Origin of the sequence: Pseudomonas sp. GD04158, assembly GCF_029834875.1 — a bacterium.
Classification (GTDB): Bacteria; Pseudomonadota; Gammaproteobacteria; order Pseudomonadales; family Pseudomonadaceae; genus Aquipseudomonas; species Aquipseudomonas hydrolytica.
This window is the reverse complement of record NZ_JAODYT010000003.1, coordinates 1-20,873: the sequence shown is the minus strand read 5'-3', so window position 1 is coordinate 20,873 and position 20,873 is coordinate 1. Positions and strand designations below refer to the sequence as shown.

The following is a 20,873-nucleotide window of genomic DNA, read 5'->3' as shown; positions in this document are numbered from 1 at the left end:
GTGCGTCGTGCGAGAGAAGCAGATGGAAGCCAACCTTCGTCCCACCGAGCCAGTCGAGGCAAACCCCTCGGCACCGCTCGAACAAGCCAGCCGTGCGGGCCTGGAGCAGGCGTTTGCCCTGTTCAACCAGATGTCCAACCAGCTCAGCGAGTCCTACAGCCTGCTCGAGGCGCGGGTCACCGAGCTGAAAGGCCAGCTGGCGCTGGTCAGCGCCCAGCGCATGCAGGAGCTGGCAGAGAAGGAGCGTCTGGCTCATCGCCTGCAAAGCCTGCTGGATCTGCTGCCCGGTGGGGTGATCGTCATCGATGGCCAGGGCGTGGTGCGCGAAGCCAATCCCGTGGCGCGCGCGCTGCTGGGGCAGCCCCTGGTCGGCATGCTCTGGCGCCAGGTGATCGCCCGCAACTTCGCCCCGCGCGAAGACGATGGTCATGAAATCTCCATGCGCGACGGGCGTCGCCTGTCCATTGCCACTCGCTCGCTGCATGGCGAGCCGGGGCAGCTGGTGCTTTTGACCGACCTGACGGAAACCCGCCGCCTGCAGGATCAACTGTCCCGTCATGAGCGTCTTTCGGCGCTGGGGCGCATGGTCGCCTCGCTGGCCCATCAGATCCGTACGCCGCTCTCTGCGGCGCTGCTGTATGCCAGCCATCTCAATGAGCAGGTTCTGCCGGCCGAGCAGCAGCAGCGTTTCGCCGGGCGGCTCAAGGAGCGTCTGCACGAGCTGGAGAATCAGGTGCGCGACATGCTGATCTTTGCCCGCGGCGAGCTGCCGCTGCCCGATCGGCTGTCGCCTGCGGCCCTGTTCGATGCCTTGCGCGCGGCAGCGGAGGTGCATGTCGGCGGCATGGCGGTGCGCTGGCAGTGCGATGTGCGCGAGGGCGAATTGTTGTGCAACCGCGACACGCTGGTCGGCACCGTGCTCAATCTCATCGATAACGCCATTCAGGCAGGGGGGCGCGAAGCGCGGCTGAAGGTCCACCTGTATCGTCGCGATAACCAGGTGCGCCTGTGTGTCAGCGACAACGGCCCCGGTATGAGCCGCGAAACGCTGGGACGCCTGGGAGAGCCGTTCTTCACCACCAAGACCACCGGAACCGGCCTCGGCCTGGCGGTGGTCAAGGCCGTGGCGCGGGCCCACCAGGGCCAGTTGCTGCTGCAATCGCGCGCAGGTCGCGGAACCTGCGCCATCATTTCTCTGCCGCTGCTCGAGGCGGCGCTTCACTCGAATCAGGAGTAACCCATGGCTGCCAAAGTCCTGCTGGTTGAAGACGATCGCGCCCTGCGCGAAGCCTTGGCCGATACCCTGTGCCTGGGCGGGCATGATTATCGTGCGGTCGATTGTGCCGAGGCGGCCCTGGTCGCCCTGGCCGAGGAGCCCTTCGGCCTGGTGGTCAGTGACGTCAACATGCCGGGCATGGATGGGCATCAGTTGCTGGCGCAGATCCGCGCTCGCTATCCGCAACTGCCGGTACTGCTGATGACGGCCTTCGGCGCCGTGGAGCGGGCGGTGGATGCGATTCGTCAGGGGGCTGCCGATTATCTGGTCAAGCCGTTCGAGCCGCGCACCTTACTGGAACTGGTGGCCAGGCATGCGCTCGGCAAGCTGCCTGCTGGGGATCGCGACGGCCCGGTGGCGCTCGAGCCGGCCAGCGTGCAACTGCTGGAGCTGGCGGCCCGGGTAGCGCAGAGCGATTCGACGGTGATGATCACCGGTGAGTCCGGTACCGGCAAGGAGGTGCTGGCGCGCTACATCCACCAGCAATCCCCGCGTTCGTCCGGACCGTTCATCGCCATCAACTGCGCGGCGATTCCCGACAACATGCTCGAGGCCACGCTGTTCGGCCACGAAAAGGGGGCGTTCACCGGCGCGGTCACGTCCCAGCCGGGCAAGTTCGAACTGGCCGATGGCGGCACCATCCTGCTCGACGAAATTTCCGAGATGCCCCTTGGTCTGCAGGCCAAGCTGCTGCGCGTGTTGCAGGAGCGCGAGGTGGAGCGGGTCGGAGCGCGCAAGCCGATCACCCTGGACATCCGCGTGCTGGCCACCAGTAACCGCGACCTGGCCAGTGAAGTGGCCGCCGGGCGTTTCCGCGAAGACCTCTACTATCGGCTGTCGGTCTTCCTGCTGGCCTGGCGGCCGCTGCGCGAGCGTCCTGCCGACATTCTGCCGCTGGCCGAGCGGCTGCTGGCCAAACACGTCAAAAAAATGAATCAGGCGCCGGTGCGGCTGTCCGAGTCGGCTGCACGAAGCCTGGTGCAGCACCCCTGGCCAGGCAACGTGCGCGAGCTGGACAACGCCATCCAGCGTGCGTTGATTCTCCAGCAGGGTGGAGTGATTCAGGCGCAGGATCTCTGCCTGCACGCACCCATCGGCCAAAGCGTACAGGGCACCGCGCCTCGCTTGGCGGTCGTGCCCAGTGCGCCCGTTGCGCCGCCGGTGGCGGAGGAGGCGATGGTGGCCGATGGCGGCGCTCTGGGTGAGGACCTGCGGCGTCGTGAGTTCCAGGTGATCATCGATACCCTGCGCGCCGAGCGCGGCCGCCGCAAGGAGGCTGCCGAGCGTCTGGGCATCAGCCCGCGCACCTTGCGCTACAAGCTGGCGCAGATGCGCGACGCCGGCATGGATGTCGAGGCCTATCTCTACGCCAGTTAGTCTGGCTCCACTCATGCCTGAAACCAGGCGGGTTATCCCCGCCTGTCGTTTTGCTGTCTCACGCTCTGCCAGCGCGCTTCTCGCACTGCTCCTGCCTGCCGACTGAAGCCTGTCGCTGACAACTGCCCTCTTGGCACCCTTGTTGCAATTACCCCTGCATAGCGCCGCTAGCGTCAAAAAGCGGGCAGTGGAGGAAGTCATGTCCCAGGGTGTCGAATTCAATCGCTTGATGCTGGAAATGCGAGCCATGCAGGCCGAGGCCATGGCCCGGCAAAAGCCGGCTGCCAGCGAGCCGGTGCAGGGCATGCCGAGTTTCTCGGAGATGCTCGGTCAGGCGGTGAACAAGGTCAACGAGACCCAGCAGGCCTCCAGCAAGCTCGCCACCGCTTTCGAGATGGGACAGAGCGGGGTCGATCTGACCGACGTGATGATCGCCTCACAGAAAGCCAGCGTATCCTTTCAAGCCATGACCCAGGTGCGTAACAAGCTGGTTCAGGCTTATCAAGACATCATGCAGATGCCGGTCTGAGGGTTGATTCATGGCTGAGGCAGCAGTAGCAAACGTACCGGTTAAGAGCGAAGCAGCGGAGCCCAAGAAGCCGCTGTTCGGCTTGAGCTTCCTGGAAAATCTCGCCGAGATGTCGGTGCTGCGTCAGCTCGGCCTGCTGGTCGGTCTGGCCGCCAGCGTGGCCATCGGCTTTGCCGTGGTGCTCTGGTCGCAGCAGCCGGACTATCGTCCGCTGTATGGCAGCCTCAATGGCCTGGATGCCACCCAGGTGGTGGAAACGCTCAATGCCGCGGGCATCAACTACACCGTCGAGCCCAACTCCGGCGCCTTGCTGGTCAAGGCCGACGATCTGAGCCGTGCGCGTTTGCGCCTGGCCGCCGCCGGTGTGGCGCCCACCGACAACAGCGTCGGCTTCGAGATTCTCGACCGCGAGCAGGGCCTGGGTACCAGTCAATTCATGGAGGCCACCCGCTATCGTCGTGGCCTGGAAGGCGAGCTGGCGCGTACCGTGTCCAGCCTCAACAACGTCAAGGCTGCGCGCGTGCATCTGGCCATGCCCAAGGCTTCGGTGTTCGTGCGTGACGAGCGCAAGCCGTCCGCATCGGTGCTGGTGGAGCTCTATCCGGGGCGGGCGCTGGAGCCCAGCCAGGTGATGGCCATCGTCAATCTGGTCGCTACCAGCGTGCCGGAGCTGGACAAGGGCCAGGTCACCGTGGTCGACCAGAAGGGCAACCTGCTGTCGGATCAGCAGGAACTCTCCGAGCTGACCATGGCCGGCAAGCAGTTCGACTACACCCGCCGCATGGAAACGCTGTTCACCCAGCGCGTGCACAACATCCTGCAGCCGGTGCTGGGCACCGGCCGCTACAAGGCTGAGGTATCGGCCGACGTGGATTTCAGCTCGGTGGAGTCCACCTCCGAGATGTTCAACCCGGACCAGCCGGCGCTGCGCAGCGAGCAGCAGGTCAACGAGCAACGTCAGAGCAGCCTGCCGCCGCAAGGTGTGCCTGGCGCGCTATCCAATCAGCCGCCCGGTGCTGCGGCCGCTCCCGAACAGGCCGGTGGCGCTGCGGGGGCTGCCGGCCCGGTAGCCCCCGGGCAGCCGCTGGTGGATGCCAACGGTCAGCAGATCACCGACCCGATTACCGGTCAACCGATGCTGGCGCCGTACCCGGCCGACAAGCGTGAGCAGTCCACGCGCAACTTCGAGCTGGACCGTTCGATCAGCTACACCAAACAGCAGCAGGGGCGCCTGCGCCGTCTGTCGGTGGCCGTGGTGGTGGATGACCAGGTACGCGTCGACCCAACCACCGGCGAAGCCACCCGAGTGCCGTGGAGCGCCGACGATCTGGCTCGCTTCACGCGTCTGGTGCAGGACTCGGTGGGCTTCGATGCCAGCCGTGGCGACAGTGTCAGCGTGATCAACACCGCCTTTACCGCCTCGCTGGGCGAAGAGATTCCGGACATTCCGTTCTACACCCAGCCCTGGTTCTGGGACATCGTCAAGCAGGTGCTCGGCGTACTGTTCATCCTGGTGCTGGTGTTCGGCGTGCTGCGTCCGGTGCTCAACAACATCACCGGCGGTGGCAAGGGCAAGGGGCTGGCCGAAACCGGCGACGTCGAGTTGGGCGAGATGGCCGGCCTGGATGGCGAACTGTCCGAAGATCGCGTCAGCCTGGGCGGCCCGCAAAGCATACTGCTGCCCAGCCCCAGCGAGGGGTATGATGCACAATTGAACGCCATCAAGAGTCTGGTGGCCGAAGATCCTGGTCGCGTGGCCCAGGTAGTGAAAGAGTGGATCAACGCCGATGAGTGACAATCGAACCGCTACCAAGCTGAACAAGGTCGACAAGGCCGCCATTCTCCTGCTCTCGCTGGGCGAGACCGATGCGGCTCAGGTGCTGCGTCACCTCGGCCCGAAGGAAGTGCAGCGCGTCGGCGTGGCCATGGCCGGGATGCGCAACATTCACCGCGAGCAGGTCGAACAGGTAATGGCCGAGTTCGTCGACATCGTCGGCGACCAGACCAGCCTCGGCGTGGGCGCCGACGGCTACATCCGCAAGATGCTCACCCAGGCCCTGGGCGAGGACAAGGCCGGCAATCTGATCGACCGCATCCTGCTGGGCGGCAGCACCAGCGGCCTGGACAGCCTGAAATGGATGGAGCCGCGCGCCGTTGCCGATGTGATTCGCTACGAGCACCCGCAGATCCAGGCCATCGTGGTCGCCTATCTCGACCCGGACCAGGCCGGCGAGGTGCTCAGCCACTTCGACCACAAGGTGCGCCTGGACATCATTCTGCGCGTGTCCTCGCTCAACACCGTGCAGCCGTCTGCCCTCAAGGAGCTCAACCAGATTCTCGAGAAGCAGTTCTCCGGCAGCGCCAATACCACGCGCGCCACCATGGGCGGGGTCAAGCGTGCGGCGGACATCATGAACTTCCTCGACAGTTCGGTGGAAGGTCAGCTGATGGACTCGATCCGCGAGGTGGACGAGGACCTGTCGACGCAGATCGAGGACCTGATGTTCGTCTTCGACAACCTGGCCGACGTCGACGACCGCGGCATCCAGGCGCTGCTGCGCGAGGTGTCCTCCGAAGTGCTGGTGCTGGCGCTCAAGGGCGCCGACGACGCGATCAAGGACAAGGTGTTCAAGAACATGTCCAAACGTGCCGCCGAGCTGCTGCGTGACGACCTGGAAGCCAAGGGGCCGGTCCGCGTCAGCGACGTCGAGGCGGCGCAGAAGGAAATCCTCACCATTGCCCGGCGCATGGCCGAGGCCGGCGAGATCGTGCTCGGTGGCAAGGGCGGCGAGGAGATGGTTTAGCAGGGTCTATTCCCGTTTCGCCACGGCCGCGCCGGAGCCAGTTTTTGCGCGGGGCAAGGCATGAGGAGAGAAGTTTGGTCATTCCAAATGAACAACGAATAACGCAGCAGCGCGCAAAGACCGGCCCGGCCCTTCGGGTTGCGCGGCAAATGGCACCATGCGGTGTTGCGGGACTTGGCAAGGGGGCAACCATTCCCTGCGTCCCGCGCCTTGCCTGGCGCCATTTGGCGCAGCAACGCGGCTCGCGTCGAAATGGGAACAGACCCTGATGGCCGCCAAGGAGCCGGAGAGCGAGCTGATTCGCGCCAAGGACCTGGGTACGTTCGATCGCTGGGCGCTGCCCAGCTTCGATGCGCCTGGCGAAGAGTCCGCAGAGAGCGAGGCGGCTCCAGCCGAAGAGCCCGCCGCTGCGGCCGAAGGCGAGGCGCAGGACCTCGGCCAGGTCGAGGAAGTCGCGCTGGAGGACGTCAAGCCGCTGACGCTCGATGAGCTCGAGGCGATCCGCCAGGATGCCTACAACGAAGGTTTTGCCACCGGCGAGAAGGACGGCTTTCACGCCGGTCAGCTCAAGGCCAAGCAGGAGGCCGATGCCGCGCTGGCGCTGAAGATCGGCAGCCTGGAAAAACTCATGGCGCAACTGCTCGAGCCCATCGCCGAGCAGGACCAGCAGATGGAGCTGGCCCTGGTTCGCCTGGTCAGCCATATGACGCGCGAGGTGATCCAGCGCGAGCTGAGCATCGATTCCAGTCAGATTCGCCAGGTCCTGCGCGAGGCGCTCAAGCTGCTGCCGATGGGGGCGGACAACGTGCGCATCCAGGTCAACCCGCAGGACTTTGAGGTCATCAAGGCCCTGCGTGAGCGCCATGAAGAGAACTGGCGCATTCTCGAGGACGACAGCCTGCTACCCGGCGGCTGCCGCATCGAGTCGGAGCACAGCCAGATCGACGCCAGCGTGGAAACGCGCATGGCGCAGGCGCTCAAGCAGCTATTCGAGCAGCAGCGCGCGCAGTTCACCCAACCGCCCGAGGCCGACATAAGCCTCGATCTGGACGCCGGCGATGCGCCTTGATCGGGTGAGTTTCGCCCGGCGTCTGGAGGGCTACACCGAGGCGATCAGCCTGCCCAGCCAGCCCATACTCGAAGGCCGCCTGCTGCGCATGGTGGGCCTGACCCTGGAGGCAGAAGGCCTGCGCGCCGCCATCGGCAGCCGCTGCCTGGTGATCAATGGCGACAGCTACCACCCCGTGCAGGTCGAGGCCGAGGTCATGGGCTTTTCCGGCGGCAAGATCTACCTGATGCCCGTGGGCAGTCTGGCCGGGATTGCACCTGGCGCCCGCGTGGTGCCGCTGCCCGATGCCGGCCGCCTGCCGATGGGCATGTCAATGCTCGGCCGGGTGCTCGACGGCGCCGGCAGGGCGCTCGACGGCAAGGGCGGGATGAAGGCCGAGGACTGGGTGCCGGTCGACGGGCCTGCCATCAATCCGCTCAATCGCGATCCCATCAGCCAGCCGCTGGATGTCGGCATTCGCACCATCAACGGCCTGCTCACCGTCGGACGCGGCCAGCGTCTGGGCCTGTTCGCCGGTACCGGCGTGGGCAAGTCGGTGCTGCTGGGCATGATGACCCGTTTCACCGAGGCCGAGATCATCGTCGTCGGCCTGATCGGCGAGCGCGGTCGCGAGGTCAAGGAGTTCATCGACGAGATTCTCGGCGCCGAAGGCCTCAAGCGTTCGGTGGTGGTGGCTTCGCCCGCTGACGATGCGCCATTGATGCGTCTGCGCGCGGCGCAATACTGCACGCGCATCGCCGAATATTTCCGCGACAAGGGCAAGAACGTGCTGCTGCTGATGGATTCGCTGACCCGCTATGCCCAGGCGCAGCGCGAGATCGCCCTGGCCATCGGCGAGCCGCCGGCAACCAAGGGTTATCCGCCTTCGGTGTTCGCCAAGCTGCCCCGGCTGGTCGAGCGCGCCGGTAATGGCGAGGCGGGCGGTGGTTCGATCACGGCCTTCTACACGGTATTGAGCGAGGGCGACGACCAGCAGGACCCCATCGCCGATGCGGCGCGCGGCGTACTCGACGGCCACTTCGTGCTGTCGCGGCGGCTGGCGGAGGAGGGGCACTATCCGGCCATCGACATCGAATCGTCGATCAGCCGGGTGATGCCGCAGGTGGTACCGCCGGAGCAGCTCAAGCAGGCGCAGCGTTTCAAGCAACTCTGGTCGCGCTATCAGCAGAGCCGCGATCTGATCAGCGTCGGCGCCTACGTACCGGGCGGCGACGCCGACACCGATCTGGCCATCGCCCGGCAACCGCAGATGGCCCAGTACCTGCGCCAGGGCCTCGGCGAAAGCGTGGACATGGCGCAGAGCCGCGAGCAGCTGGCGGCGGTGCTGGGGGCGTGATCGAGGCTGATGGGGCGATGAAACCATGAGTCTGAGCCGTGCCAAGCGTCTGCAGCCGGTCGTGGAAATGGCCGAGAAGGCCGAGCGCGAAGCCGCACGCCAGCTCGGTCATTGTCAGGGCCTGGTCGGCCAGGCCGAGGCCAAGCTGGGCGAGTTGGAGCGCTTTCGCGGCGATTACCAGCAGCAATGGATCAGCGAAGGCAGCAAGGGCGTCTCCGGCCAATGGCTGATGAACTATCAGCGCTTTCTCTCGCAGCTGGAGACGGCCATCGGCCAGCAGCATCAGAACCTCGAATGGCATCGCGCGAATCTGGAGAAGATTCGCGCCATATGGCAGCAGCGCTATGCGCGTCTGGAAGGGCTGCGCAAGCTGGTGCAGCGCTACATCGACGAGGCGCGGCTGGCCGAGGACAAGCGCGAGCAGAAGCTGCTCGACGAACTGGCGCAACGCCTGATCGATCGCGGCGAGCCCTGATTGCAGTTGTCTCACCGCAGCTCAGGTGCTACACCTTGAAGCGTGAACACGCCGATCTGGCAAAGTCCCCAAAAGGAGTAGACATGGCCATCACCTCGCAACCGTCGGCCGACGGGCAAGAGCTGACCATCGTGATTCGAGGACGATTCGACTTCGCCTCCCACCAGGAATTTCGTGACGCCTACGAGCGCGTCAACATCACGCCCAAGCGCTATCAGGTCGACCTGCAGGACACCAGCTATCTGGATAGCTCGGCCCTCGGCATGCTCCTGCTGCTGCGCGATCACGCCGGCGGCGACGCGGCGCAGATTCGTCTGCTCAACTGCAGCAGCGATGTGCGCAAGATCCTCGCCATTTCCAACTTCGAGCAGTTGTTCCAGATCAGCTGAACATGCCTGAGCGCCTGTCGATCCTGATCGTCGAGGACAACGCGGCCGACCGCATGCTGTTGTCGACCATCGTCAGTCGGCAGGGGCACAGGGTACTCACCGCCGGCAACGGGCTGGAGGCGGTCGCCCTGTTCGAGCAGGAGCGGCCGCACCTGGTGCTGATGGATGCCCTGATGCCGGTGATGGACGGTTTCGAGGCCGCCCGCCGTATCAAGCAGCAGGCCGGCGAAGCGCTGGTGCCGATCATCTTTCTCACCTCGCTCACCGAGAACGAGGCGCTGGTGCGTTGCCTGGAGGCGGGCGGCGACGATTTTCTCGCCAAGCCCTACAACCGGGTGATACTCGAAGCCAAGATCGGCGCCATGGATCGCCTGCGCCGCTTGCAGGCCACCGTGCTGGAACAGCGTGACCTGATCGCCCGGCACAACGAACACCTGCTGCGCGAGCAGCGGGTGGCCAAGGCGGTATTCGACAAGGTGGCGCATTCCGGCTGCCTCGACGCCCCCAATATCCGTTATCTGCAATCGCCCTATGCGCTGTTCAACGGCGACCTGCTGCTGGCGGCGTACACGCCCTCCGGCGGCATGCACGTGATGCTGGGCGACTTCACCGGGCACGGCTTGCCGGCCGCCATCGGCGCCATGCCGCTGGCCGAGGTGTTCTATGGCATGACCTCCAAAGGCCATGCCCTGGCCGAGATCCTTCGCGAGATCAATGCCAAGCTCAAGCGCATCCTGCCGGTTGGGGTGTTCTGCTGCGCCACCCTGCTCAACATCAGCAGCCAGCGGGGCCTGCTCGAGGTGTGGAACGGCGGGCTGCCCGATGGCTATCTGCTGCATGGCGACGGGCGACCGCGTCAGGCGCTGGTGTCACGTCATCTGCCGTTGGGCATTCTCGAGCCGGCGGCATTCAGCGATCGCTGCGAGGTGTATCCCCTGGCCGAGGGGGATCGCATATTCCTGCTCAGCGACGGCGTGCTGGAGGCCTGCAACCAGCAGGGCCAGCTGTTCGGCGAAGAGCGTCTGCTGGCCCTGCTCGATGCCAATCGCCAGCCGCAGGCGCTGTTCGAGGAGATCCAGCGGGCCTTGGTGGAGTTCCGCGGCGAAGTGCAGGACGACGTCAGCATGCTGCAGGTCGGCCTTGCCGAAGACGACGAGCGCCCTCGGCCCCTGGCCTTTGCCGACAGCGGCCAGAGCAGTTCGCTGGACTGGTCGGCCAGTTTCGAGTTTCGCGCGCAGAGCCTGCGCCATTTCAATCCCTTGCCCTACCTGTTGCAGCTGCTGCTGGACGTGCAGGCCCTGCGACCGCGCGGCGGGGAGCTGTACACCGTCCTGGCCGAGCTCTACTCCAATGCCCTGGAGCACGGCGTGATGGGACTGAACTCCGCGCTCAAGCAGGATGCCAGCGGTTTTGCCGAGTACTACCGTGAGCGCCGCCTGCGCCTGGCCGCACTGCACGAGGGGTACGTGCGCTTCCACCTGCGGATGCTGCCGGAGGACGGGGGTGGCCGTCTGATCGTGCGGGTCGAGGACAGCGGTCCCGGCTTCGATCCGGGCAGGGTCATGGCGGCTGGCGACGAAGCCCTGTGCGGACGCGGGCTGGCGCTGGTGCGTCAGCTCAGTGATGGCTTCCATGTTGCGCCGGGTGGCCAGGGGGTCAGCGTGGAGTTTTGCTGGTCCTCTGAGGCATAATGCGGGCCTGTCGTTCAGGGAGTGACCCGGTGTCCGATATCCATCTCGACGATGCCGTCCTGGCAGCCTTGCAGGACGTCATGGAAGACGAGTACCCGATTCTGCTCGATACCTTCGTGGCCGATTCCGAGGAGCGCCTGCGTCTGCTGCATCAGGCCGCGGCCGATGGCGATGCGCAGGGCTTGCGGCTGGCCGCTCATAGCTTCAAGGGCAGTTGCAGCAACATGGGCGCGGTGCTGCTGTCTGGCCTGTGCAAGCAGCTCGAGGACGCTGGGCGGCGTGAGGCGCTCGAGCTGGCACCGGCGCTGATCGAGCAGATCGAGCGCGAATTCGCCATCGTCCGCATCCTCTTCAAGTCCGAGCGTCAGCGTTACCGCGTCTGACTTTTCCCGAGTTGGCCCATCCTTTGCTCTGATCCCGTCACGACCCATCAGACGGAGAGCGTCCATGTCCGCGTTGCCCGACCTACGCCTGCAGGCCACGCCTGAGGCGAAGAGCAAAGCGAAGCAGCCGGCCAAAGCGCCGGAGCCCAGCAAGAAAGAGGCTTCCAGCTTTGCCGAGGTGTATGCCAAGGAGCGCCAGGCCAAGCCTGGTGAGCGCTCTGGCAGCACTGCAAAATCCAGCCAGGAGCAGCCGGCCAAGCCCGGTGCCGAGGCCTCGACCCCGGCCGCGACTGCCGCCGAACAACCGGTCGTTGCCGCCCCCGGCAATTCCTTGCCGGCCGAGGAGGGTACGCAGGAGGCGCTCGACCCCTTGCTGGCCATGGCCCTTGGCGGCATGCCGCTGCCGGCTGACATGGTGCCTGCTGCCGAGGAAGCGCTGCCGCCCGAGGCTCTGCTGATCACCGGCTTTGTCGGCGGCAGCGCCGAAGAGACGCAGCCGGTGCTGGAGCCTGAGGTCGATGACCCCCTGGCCATGCTCGCCGAGCTGCCGGAGGAGGAGGTCAAGACCCAGCCCGTGCAGGAGGCTTTGAGCAGAAGTGCGCGGATCTCCACCAGCACCGATTTCGCCGCGGCCATGGCGGCCATGGGCAAAGGCGAAGAGACGCTCAAGAAAAGCGATGAGCCTGCTCTGGACCTGCCGCTCGAGAGCCTGGCCAAGGATGCGCTGGAGAGTCTCAAGGACAGCGTGCAACCCAATCGCCCGGATCAGTTCGTCAGCAAGCTCAACGCCCTGACTCAGGCGCTGAACCAGCAGACCAACGTGACCTCGCGCCTGCCACTGGTGCCCGGTCAGCCGGTCGCCATGCATCAGGGCGGCTGGAGCGAGGCGGTGGTGGACCGGGTCATGTGGTTGTCCAGCCAGAACCTCAAGTCGGCGGAAATTCAGCTCGACCCGGCCGAGCTGGGGCGCCTGGAGGTGCGGGTGAACCTGTCCCAGGATCAGGCCCAGGTCACCTTCGCCAGCCCCAATGCCAGCGTGCGCGAAGCGCTAGAAGGCCAGATGCACCGCCTGCGCGAGCTGTTCACCCAGCAGGGCATGAGCCTGGCCGACGCCAATGTCTCCGACCAGTCGCTGAGTCGCGGCTGGCAGGGCCAGGGGGAGGAGGGCCGTGGTGGTGGTGGACGTGGCGGCGAAGGGCTGCTGGGCGGCGATGACGCAGCGATGGTCGGACATCAGGAAGTGGCCGGTGAGCGCCTGCGCACGGGGCTCGGCCTGGTCGATTACTACGCCTGAGCCAGACGCTGACGGAGTCGACGCCAGCCAGGCGGCGTCACTCCGCTAAACTTGCATTCGCCCGGGTGGCCGAAAGGTCGCCCGGGCGAATGCTTTTTGAGGTGACAGCAAGGGCGCGGCCCTGTTAAATCCGCAGCCCAGAGTTAGACAAGTCTGCTCAGATGCTGGCATAACACTTGCTCTTAACCCTTTGAAAGCGGAAAGAACGTAGGCACTGACGGATTATTGGCATGGCTAAGAAAGAAGCGGCACCGGCCGCCGACGGACAACCCGGCGGCAAGAGCAAGCTCAAGCTCATCATTCTCATCGTCGTGGGTCTGCTCCTGGCCGTCGGTCTTTCCATTGGCGGTACCTGGTTCATTCTCAGCAAGGGCGACAAGGCCGACGATGCCAAGCCCGCCGAAGCTGCCAGCCCCGCGGTACCGGTGCGCCAACCGGCGCTGTATCAGGATCTGATGCCGGCTTTCGTGGTCAATTTCAATCATCAGGGCCGCACTCGCTATCTGCAGGTCAGCATGGCGCTGATGAGCCGCGACGCCGCTGGCGTGGAGAAACTCAAGGTGCACATGCCGGTTTTGCGCAATCGCCTGGTGATGCTGCTTTCCGGTCAGGATTTCGCTGCCCTGCAGACCCCGCTGGGCAAGGAGATGCTCCTGCAGCAGGCCTTGGCCAGCGTGCAGGAACTGGCCCAGAAGGAAACCGGCAGCACCGTGGTCGAGCAGGTGCTGTTCACCAATTTCGTTTTGCAGTAGCCGGGAGCCCAACATGGCCGTGCAAGACCTGCTTTCCCAGGATGAGATCGACGCGCTGCTGCATGGCGTCGACGACGGGCTGGTCGCCACCGAAGACGCCGCGGAACCTGGAAGCGTCAAGCAATATGACCTGACCAGCCAGGACCGCATCGTCCGTGGGCGCATGCCGACCCTGGAGATGATCAACGAGCGTTTCGCCCGCTATACCCGCATCAGCATGTTCAACCTGCTGCGCCGCTCGGCGGACGTGGCCGTCGGTGGCGTGCAGGTGATGAAGTTCGGCGAGTACGTGCACTCGCTGTACGTGCCCACCAGCCTCAACCTGGTGAAGATGAAGCCGCTGCGCGGCACCGGCCTGTTCATTCTGGATGCCAAGCTGGTGTTCAAGCTGGTGGACAACTTCTTCGGCGGCGACGGCCGCCACGCCAAGATCGAGGGGCGCGAGTTCACCCCCACCGAACTTCGCGTGGTGCGCATGGTGCTCGATCAGGCCTTCGTCGACCTGCGCGAGGCCTGGCATGCGGTGATGGACATCAACTTCGAGTACGTCAACTCCGAGGTCAACCCGGCGCTGGCCAATATCGTCAGCCCCAGCGAGGTGGTGGTGGTGTCCACCTTCCATATCGAGCTGGACGGTGGCGGTGGCGACCTGCACATCACAATGCCCTATTCGATGATCGAGCCGATTCGCGAGATGCTCGACGCCGGTTTCCAGTCCGACGTCGACGATCAGGACGAGCGCTGGATCAAGGCCCTGCGCGAGGACATCCTCGACGTCAGCGTGCCGCTGGCCGCCACCGTGGCGCGGCGTCAGCTGAAGCTGCGCGACATCCTGCACATGCAGCCGGGTGACGTGATCCCGGTGGAGCTGCCGGAAAACGTGATCATGCGCGCCAATGGCGTGCCGACTTTCAAGGTCAAGCTCGGCGCACACAAGGGCAATCTCGCCCTGCAGGTGCTCGAGCCGATCGAGCGTCAGCGCTGAGGCGCTGGCAAACCCATTTGAGGTAGGCGAGGAACAACGATGGCAGACGAAGAGAACACCTCCCCCGAGGAACAGGCGCTGGCCGACGAGTGGGCGGCAGCCCTGGCCGAGGCAGGCGATGCCGGCCAGGACGACATCGACGCCATGCTGGCTGCGCAGAGCAGCGCCCAGCCGGCGGCGCCGCGTGCGCCGATGGAAGAGTTCGGCAGCGCGCCACAGGCCAGCGGGCTGCCGGTCAGTCTGGACGGCCCCAACCTGGACGTGATCCTGGATATCCCGGTGTCCATTTCCATGGAAGTGGGCAACACCGATATCACCATTCGCAACCTGCTGCAGCTCAATCAGGGCTCGGTGATCGAGCTCGATCGCCTGGCCGGCGAGCCGCTCGACGTGCTGGTCAACGGCACCCTGATCGCCCATGGCGAAGTGGTGGTGGTCAACGAGAAGTTCGGCATTCGCCTGACCGACGTGATCAGCCCCAGCGAACGCATCAAGAAGCTGCGCTGACCATGGCTCGTCTTCTCGCTCTGCTTCTGAGCATGCCCCTGGCGGCCATGGCGGCCGAACCTGCGGGCAAGGCGGCCACGCCCATGGCCGGTAGCGATGTGGCCGGCCAGCTGGGCCAGTTGCTGCTCGGCCTGCTGCTGGTCATCGGGCTGATCTTCGCGCTCGCCTGGCTGCTGCGTCGGGTGCAGCAACTGGCGCCGCGCGGCGGCCAGGTGATCAAGCTGCTGGCCACTCAGCCGCTCGGTCCGCGTGATCGCCTGGTGCTGGTGCAGGTGGGCAACGAGCAGATATTGCTGGGCCTGTCCGCCGGACGCATCACCCCGCTGCACGTGCTCAAGGAGCCGGTGCACCTGGCCGACGCCGAACCGGCCACACCGGAATTCGCCCAGCGCCTGATGGAGCTGCTGGGCAAGGATCAGAAGGACAAATCCTGATGCTGCGTCTGTTGCTGGTGCTGCTGCTGAGTCTGGCCGCTTCGCTGGCGTTCGCCGAAGATCCGCCATCCGGCGCCTCGCTGATCCAGCAGGGCAGCAGTCCGCTGTCGATTCCGGCGATCACGCTGTCCACCGATGCGGAGGGTCAGCAGGAGTATTCGGTCAGCCTGCAGATCCTGCTGATCATGACCGCGCTGAGCTTCATCCCGGCGTTCGTCATGCTGATGACCAGCTTCACTCGGATCATCATCGTGTTTTCCATCCTGCGTCAGGCACTGGGCCTGCAGCAGACCCCGTCGAACCAGATCCTGGTGGGCCTGGCGCTGTTTCTGACGCTGTTCATCATGGCGCCGATCTTCGACCGGATTAACACCGATGCGCTGCAGCCCTACCTCAACGAGGAAATCGTCGCTCAGGAGGCGCTGACCCGTGCCGAGGGGCCGATTCGCGACTTCATGCTGGCGCAGACCCGTGAGAGCGACCTGGCGTTGTTCGTGCGCTTGTCCAAGCGTACCGATCTGGCCGGTGTCGAGGACGTACCGCTGACCATCCTGGTGCCGGCGTTCGTCACCTCCGAGCTGAAGACCGCGTTCCAGATCGGTTTCATGATCTTCATCCCGTTCCTGATCATCGACATGGTGGTCGCCAGCATTCTCATGGCGATGGGCATGATGATGCTGTCGCCGCTGATCATCTCGTTGCCGTTCAAGATCATGCTGTTCGTGCTGGTCGATGGCTGGGCGTTGATCATGGGCACACTGGCCGCCAGTTTCGGCACGTTATAGCGAGGCTCACGATGACTCCCGAGGTAGCGGTAGACCTGTTTCGCGAAGCGCTGTGGCTGATCGTGCTGATCGTCGGCCTGGCGGTGGTGCCAAGTCTGCTGGTCGGTCTGGTGGTCGCCATGTTCCAGGCCGCGACGCAGATCAACGAACAGACCCTGAGCTTTCTGCCGCGTCTGATGGTGATGCTGATCACCCTGATCTGGGCCGGCCCCTGGCTGGTGAGTCAGTTGATGGAGTACACGCAGAATCTGATCCAGAACATTCCGTACCTCATAGGTTGAGGGGCTGCGCGCGATGCTGGAACTGAGCAACGAGCAAATCAGCGGCTGGGTCGCCCAGTTCCTGCTGCCGTTGTTCCGCATCGCGGCGATGCTGATGGTCATGCCGATCATCGGGACGCAACTGGTGCCGAATCGGGTTCGCCTGTACCTGGCGCTGGCGATCAGCGTGGTGCTGGTGCCGACCCTGCCGCCGATGCCGCAGGTCGACGCGCTGAGCCTGCGCAGCCTGTTGCTGATCCTGGAACAGGTGCTGATCGGCGCCATGTTCGGCTTCATCCTGCAGCTGTTCTTTCATCTGTTCGCCGTGGCGGGGCAGATCATTGCCATGCAGATGGGCCTGGGCTTCGCCTCCATGGTCGATCCTACCAACGGCGTTTCCGTGCCGGTGCTCGGCCAGTTCATGCTGATGCTGGTGACGCTGCTGTTTTTGGCGATCAACGGCCACCTGGTGGTTCTGGAGGTGCTTGCCGAAAGCTTCGTCAGCCTGCCGCCAGGGCAGGGCCTGATGATCGGCCACTACTGGGAGCTGGCCGGCAAGCTCGGCTGGGTGATCGGCGCCGGCCTGCTGCTGACCCTGCCCATGGTCACCGCGCTACTGGTGATCAACCTGGCGTTCGGCGTGATGACCCGTGCGGCGCCGCAGCTGAACATCTTCTCCATCGGTTTCCCGCTGACCCTGGCCATGGGCCTGGTGATCTTCTGGATCGGCCTGTCCGACTTCGGCAGCCTGTTCCAGGCCCTGGCCAGCGAGGCCTTGCAGCAGCTGGGCGAATTCGCCCTGACGCGATGAGGAGCGAGCATGGCTGAAAGCGAAAGCGGTGCCGAAAAAAGCGAGGAACCCACCAGTAAGCGGCTCGAGGAGTCGCGCAAGAAAGGTCAGATCGCTCGCTCCAAGGAGCTCAACACCCTGGCGGTGACCCTCACCGGCACCGTTGCGCTGATCATCTTCGGCGCCTACATGGGCAACGTGCTCATGGACCTGATGCGCGGCAATTTCAGTCTGCCGCGCGAGGTGCTGATGCACGAGGGCAGCATGGCCTTGTACCTGCTGGCTTCCGGCAAGCATGCCCTGGTGGCCATACAGCCGCTGTTCCTGGCCCTGCTGATCGCTTCGGTCATCGGCCCCATCGCCTTGGGCGGCTGGCTGTTCTCCGCCGAGGCGCTACAGCCCAAGGCCAGTCGCATGAATCCCCTGGCCGGTCTCAAGCGCATGTTCTCCGTGCAGGCGCTGGTCGAGCTGCTCAAGGCCCTGGCCAAGTTTCTGGTGATTCTGGCGGTGGCGCTGGTGGTGCTTGCGCTGGATCAGGACGACCTGCTGGCCATCGCCAACGAGCCGGTGGAGCCGGCCATTCTGCACAGCCTCAGGGTGGTGGGCTGGAGCGCGTTCTGGCTGTCCTGCGGGCTGATTCTGATCGCCGCGGTGGATGTGCCGTTCCAGCTCTGGAGCCACAAGCAGAAGCTGAAGATGACCAAGCAGGAAGTGCGCGACGAGTACAAGGACACCGAGGGCAAGCCCGAGGTCAAGGGGCGTATCCGTCAGCTGCAGCGCGAGATGGCCGAGCGGCGCATGATGCAGGCCGTGCCGCAGGCCGACGTGGTGATCACCAACCCGACGCACTTCGCCGTGGCGCTCAAGTACGACCCGGAGAAGGGGGGGGCGCCAATGCTGCTGGCCAAGGGTGGCGACTTCCTGGCGCTGAAGATTCGCGAAATCGCCCAGGAGCACAAGGTGATGGTGCTGGAATCGCCGGCGCTGGCCCGGGCCGTCTACTACTCCACCGAGCTGGATCAGGAAATTCCCGCCGGCCTGTACCTGGCCGTGGCCCAGGTGCTGGCCTACGTCTATCAGCTTCGGCAGTACCAGGCCGGCAAGGGCAAGCGTCCGGGGCCATTGCCGGACCTGCCGATCCCTGCGGATCTGCGTCGCGACTCGTAAAGAGCGTCTTGCACGCTGCCGCGTGATTCTGGAACGCTTCTTGCCATTACCCCAGCAGGGCGCATTTTCGCGTCAAAAGATTGAATGGGCTGGGGTAGAGCTGTGGCAGTAGATCGCGCACAAATCATCGGTGACGTACGCAGCAACCTTGCCGGGTTGCGCCACGGCAACCTGGGCATTCCGCTGCTGCTGCTGGTCATGCTCGGCATGGTCATGCTGCCGATTCCGCCGTTTTTGCTCGACGTGCTGTTCACCTTCAGCATCGCGCTGTCGATCGTGGTGCTGCTGGTCAGCATCTATGCGCTGCGGCCGCTGGACTTCGCCGTGTTCCCCACCATCCTGCTAGCCGCCACGCTGCTGCGTCTGGCGCTGAACGTCGCCTCCACCCGTGTGGTGCTGCTCAACGGCCACGACGGACATGGCGCGGCGGGCCAGGTGATCCAGGCCTTCGGCGAAGTGGTGATCGGCGGCAACTACGTCGTCGGTATCGTGGTGTTCGCCATCCTCATGATCATCAACTTCGTGGTGGTCACCAAGGGTGCCGGGCGTATCTCCGAAGTGAGCGCGCGCTTCACCCTCGACGCCATGCCCGGCAAGCAGATGGCCATCGACGCCGACCTCAACGCTGGCCTGATCGATCAGGCCGAGGCCAAGCGCCGTCGCAGCGAGGTGGCCCAGGAGGCGGACTTCTACGGCTCGATGGACGGTGCCAGCAAATTCGTGCGCGGCGACGCCATCGCCGGCCTGCTGATCCTGTTCATCAACCTGATCGGCGGTATCGCCATCGGCGTGCTGCAGCACAGCCTGGCCTTCGCCGAGGCCGGCAAGGTCTACACCCTGCTCACCATCGGTGACGGCCTGGTGGCGCAGATTCCTTCCCTGCTGCTGTCCACTGCCGCCGCGGTGATGGTGACCCGCGTTTCCACCTCCGAGGACATGGGCTCGCAGGTGCATCGGCAGATGTTCGCCTCGCCGCGTGCTCTGGCCGTGGCCGCTGCCATCCTCATCGCCATGGGCCTGGTGCCGGGCATGCCGCACTTTTCCTTCATCAGCCTGGGCCTGGTGGCCGCTGGCGGCGCCTACTGGATCGCGCACAAGAACCGCAAGGTCAAGGAAGCCGAGGTCAAGGAAGTGCAGCGCCAGCAGGAGCTGCTGCCGGCGCAGAAGGCCCAGGAGGTCAAGGAACTGGGCTGGGACGACGTCACCCCGGTGGACATGGTCGGTCTGGAGGTGGGCTACCGCTTGATTCCGCTGGTCGACCGCAATCAGGGTGGCCAGCTGCTGGCGCGTATCAAGGGAGTACGCAAGAAGCTGTCGCAGGAGATGGGCTTTCTCATGCCCTCGGTGCATATCCGCGACAACCTCGATCTGGCGCCCAACGCCTATCGGTTGACGCTGATGGGCGTCAGCGTGGCCGAGGCCGAGGTCTATCCGGATCGCGAACTGGCGATCAACCCCGGCCAGGTATTCGGCCCGCTCAACGGTATCGCCGCCAAGGATCCGGCGTTCGGCCTGGAGGCGGTGTGGATCGACCCCAGTCAGCGCGATCAGGCGCAATCGTTGGGTTACACCGTGGTCGACGCCAGTACCGTGGTCGCCACCCACCTCAACCAGATCCTGCACAAGCATGCCCACGAGCTGCTCGGCCACGAGGAAGTGCAGCAGCTCATGCAGCTGTTGGCCAAGAGCTCGCCGAAGCTGGCCGAGGAGCTGGTGCCGGGGCTGGTGTCGCTGTCGACCCTGCTCAAGGTGCTGCAGGCGCTGCTGCAGGAACAGGTGCCGGTGCGCGACATTCGCACCATCGCCGAGGCCATCGCCAACGTCGCGCCCAAGAGTCAAGATCCCGCCGCGATGGTCGCCGCGGTACGCGTCTCGCTGGCCCGCGCCATTGTGCAAAGCATTGTGGGACTAGAGCTGGAGCTGCCTGTGATCACCCTCGAACCAAGGTTGGAACAGATATTGCTCAACAGTATGCAGAAGGCCGGTCAGGGCAGCGAGGATGGCATCCTCCTCGAACCGGGTATGGCCGAGAAGCTGCAGCGTTCCCTGGTGGAAGCGGCGCAGCGCCAGGAAATGCTCGGCAAGCCGGTGATTCTGCTGGTGGCCGGTCCGATCCGGGCGATGTTGTCGCGCTTCGCGCGGCTGGCGGTACCCAGCATGCATGTGCTGGCCTACCAGGAAATTCCGGACAACAAGCAGGTCACCATAGTCGCTACGGTTGGCCAGAACTGAGGTAAAGGGTCATGCAGGTCAAACGCTTCTTCGCCGCCGATATGCGGACCGCCATGAAACTGGTGCGAGACGAGCTGGGCGCCGACGCCGCGATCATCGGCAACCGCCGCGTGGCTGGCGGTGTCGAGCTGACCGCTGCGCTGGACTACCAGGTGGCGCCGGCGCCGGTACGCCCGAACCCGGCGTTGGAAGCCGAGCTGCGCAAGACCCAGGCGCGCATCGCCAGTGCCCAGGCGGAGCTGGCCACGCGTGCCGAGCAGGACGCCGGCAAGGACCGCCAGTTGTTCGCCAACGAATCGCTGCTGGCGCCCGAGCTGCCTGCCACGCCGGTCAAACCG

General features: G+C 65.0%; 21 protein-coding genes and 1 pseudogene. All 22 read left to right on the top strand.

Translation table 11 applies throughout. The features are described from left to right. Positions 1-22 precede the first annotated feature (22 nt). Positions 23-1,237, top strand: coding sequence for an ATP-binding protein (locus N7333_RS02030; protein WP_129482191.1), 1,215 nt, complete (start codon positions 23-25; stop codon positions 1,235-1,237). A 3-nt stretch (positions 1,238-1,240) separates the two neighbouring features. Beyond that, positions 1,241-2,653, top strand: a complete 1,413-nt coding sequence (gene fleR / locus N7333_RS02025; protein ID WP_129482192.1) for a sigma-54-dependent response regulator transcription factor FleR — start codon at positions 1,241-1,243, stop codon at positions 2,651-2,653. 199 nt (positions 2,654-2,852) lie between these two features. After that, positions 2,853-3,182 (top strand): flagellar hook-basal body complex protein FliE, encoded by a 330-nt coding sequence (gene fliE, locus N7333_RS02020; protein WP_003243188.1) that lies wholly within the window; start codon positions 2,853-2,855, stop codon positions 3,180-3,182. Between the two features lie 10 nt (positions 3,183-3,192). Then, the gene (gene fliF, locus N7333_RS02015) at positions 3,193-4,977 is read left to right on the top strand and encodes a flagellar basal-body MS-ring/collar protein FliF (protein ID WP_129482193.1); all 1,785 of its coding nucleotides are present in this window, start codon (positions 3,193-3,195) and stop codon (positions 4,975-4,977) included. Next, positions 4,970-5,986, top strand: a complete 1,017-nt coding sequence (gene fliG, locus N7333_RS02010) for a flagellar motor switch protein FliG (RefSeq protein ID WP_003243191.1) — start codon at positions 4,970-4,972, stop codon at positions 5,984-5,986. The genes fliF and fliG overlap by 8 nt, the downstream gene beginning before the upstream one ends. A gap of 268 nt (positions 5,987-6,254) precedes the next feature. Further along, positions 6,255-7,055 (top strand): flagellar assembly protein FliH, encoded by an 801-nt coding sequence (gene fliH, locus N7333_RS02005; protein ID WP_003243193.1) that lies wholly within the window; start codon positions 6,255-6,257, stop codon positions 7,053-7,055. Further along, on the top strand, positions 7,045-8,391 hold the full coding sequence (gene fliI / locus N7333_RS02000) for a flagellar protein export ATPase FliI (protein ID WP_003243195.1): 1,347 nt from the start codon (positions 7,045-7,047) through the stop codon (positions 8,389-8,391). Before fliH ends, fliI begins: the two co-directional genes overlap by 11 nt. A 25-nt stretch (positions 8,392-8,416) precedes the next feature. Further along, positions 8,417-8,866, top strand: a complete 450-nt coding sequence (gene fliJ, locus N7333_RS01995; RefSeq protein WP_003243197.1) for a flagellar export protein FliJ — start codon at positions 8,417-8,419, stop codon at positions 8,864-8,866. Positions 8,867-8,949: 83 nt separating this feature from the next. Then, a complete protein-coding gene (locus N7333_RS01990; RefSeq protein ID WP_003243199.1) occupies positions 8,950-9,255 on the top strand; it encodes an STAS domain-containing protein in 306 nt (101 codons plus the stop codon). A gap of 2 nt (positions 9,256-9,257) precedes the next feature. Next, entirely contained in the window at positions 9,258-10,946 is a 1,689-nt protein-coding gene (locus tag N7333_RS01985; protein WP_012019022.1) for a fused response regulator/phosphatase, read from the top strand. 29 nt (positions 10,947-10,975) lie between these two features. Beyond that, entirely contained in the window at positions 10,976-11,329 is a 354-nt protein-coding gene (locus N7333_RS01980) for an Hpt domain-containing protein (RefSeq protein ID WP_003243202.1), read from the top strand. Between the two features lie 64 nt (positions 11,330-11,393). Further along, the gene (locus N7333_RS01975; RefSeq protein ID WP_129482194.1) at positions 11,394-12,623 is read left to right on the top strand and encodes a flagellar hook-length control protein FliK; all 1,230 of its coding nucleotides are present in this window, start codon (positions 11,394-11,396) and stop codon (positions 12,621-12,623) included. A 230-nt stretch (positions 12,624-12,853) separates the two neighbouring features. After that, entirely contained in the window at positions 12,854-13,375 is a 522-nt protein-coding gene (fliL, locus tag N7333_RS01970) for a flagellar basal body-associated protein FliL (RefSeq protein ID WP_012019019.1), read from the top strand. A gap of 13 nt (positions 13,376-13,388) precedes the next feature. After that, the gene (fliM, locus tag N7333_RS01965) at positions 13,389-14,360 is read left to right on the top strand and encodes a flagellar motor switch protein FliM (protein ID WP_003243207.1); all 972 of its coding nucleotides are present in this window, start codon (positions 13,389-13,391) and stop codon (positions 14,358-14,360) included. 39 nt (positions 14,361-14,399) lie between these two features. Next, entirely contained in the window at positions 14,400-14,867 is a 468-nt protein-coding gene (gene fliN, locus N7333_RS01960) for a flagellar motor switch protein FliN (RefSeq protein WP_003243210.1), read from the top strand. Positions 14,868-14,869: 2 nt separating this feature from the next. Beyond that, positions 14,870-15,301: a flagellar biosynthetic protein FliO gene (gene fliO, locus N7333_RS01955; protein WP_003243212.1), complete on the top strand. Its 432-nt coding sequence runs from the start codon at positions 14,870-14,872 to the stop codon at positions 15,299-15,301. After that, positions 15,301-16,086: a flagellar type III secretion system pore protein FliP gene (gene fliP, locus N7333_RS01950; RefSeq protein WP_003243214.1), complete on the top strand. Its 786-nt coding sequence runs from the start codon at positions 15,301-15,303 to the stop codon at positions 16,084-16,086. The genes fliO and fliP overlap by 1 nt, the downstream gene beginning before the upstream one ends. Before the next feature lie 11 nt (positions 16,087-16,097). Continuing rightward, positions 16,098-16,367: a flagellar biosynthesis protein FliQ gene (fliQ, locus tag N7333_RS01945; protein ID WP_003243215.1), complete on the top strand. Its 270-nt coding sequence runs from the start codon at positions 16,098-16,100 to the stop codon at positions 16,365-16,367. A 13-nt stretch (positions 16,368-16,380) separates the two neighbouring features. Then, positions 16,381-17,157 (top strand): flagellar biosynthetic protein FliR, encoded by a 777-nt coding sequence (gene fliR / locus N7333_RS01940; RefSeq protein WP_129482195.1) that lies wholly within the window; start codon positions 16,381-16,383, stop codon positions 17,155-17,157. Positions 17,158-17,166: 9 nt separating this feature from the next. Then, positions 17,167-18,303 (top strand): flagellar biosynthesis protein FlhB, encoded by a 1,137-nt coding sequence (gene flhB / locus N7333_RS01935; protein ID WP_129482196.1) that lies wholly within the window; start codon positions 17,167-17,169, stop codon positions 18,301-18,303. An 84-nt stretch (positions 18,304-18,387) separates the two neighbouring features. Continuing rightward, a complete protein-coding gene (flhA, locus tag N7333_RS01930) occupies positions 18,388-20,535 on the top strand; it encodes a flagellar biosynthesis protein FlhA (protein ID WP_129482197.1) in 2,148 nt (715 codons plus the stop codon). A gap of 11 nt (positions 20,536-20,546) precedes the next feature. After that, positions 20,547-20,873: pseudogene (flhF, locus tag N7333_RS01925) on the top strand (flagellar biosynthesis protein FlhF); the annotation flags it as partial.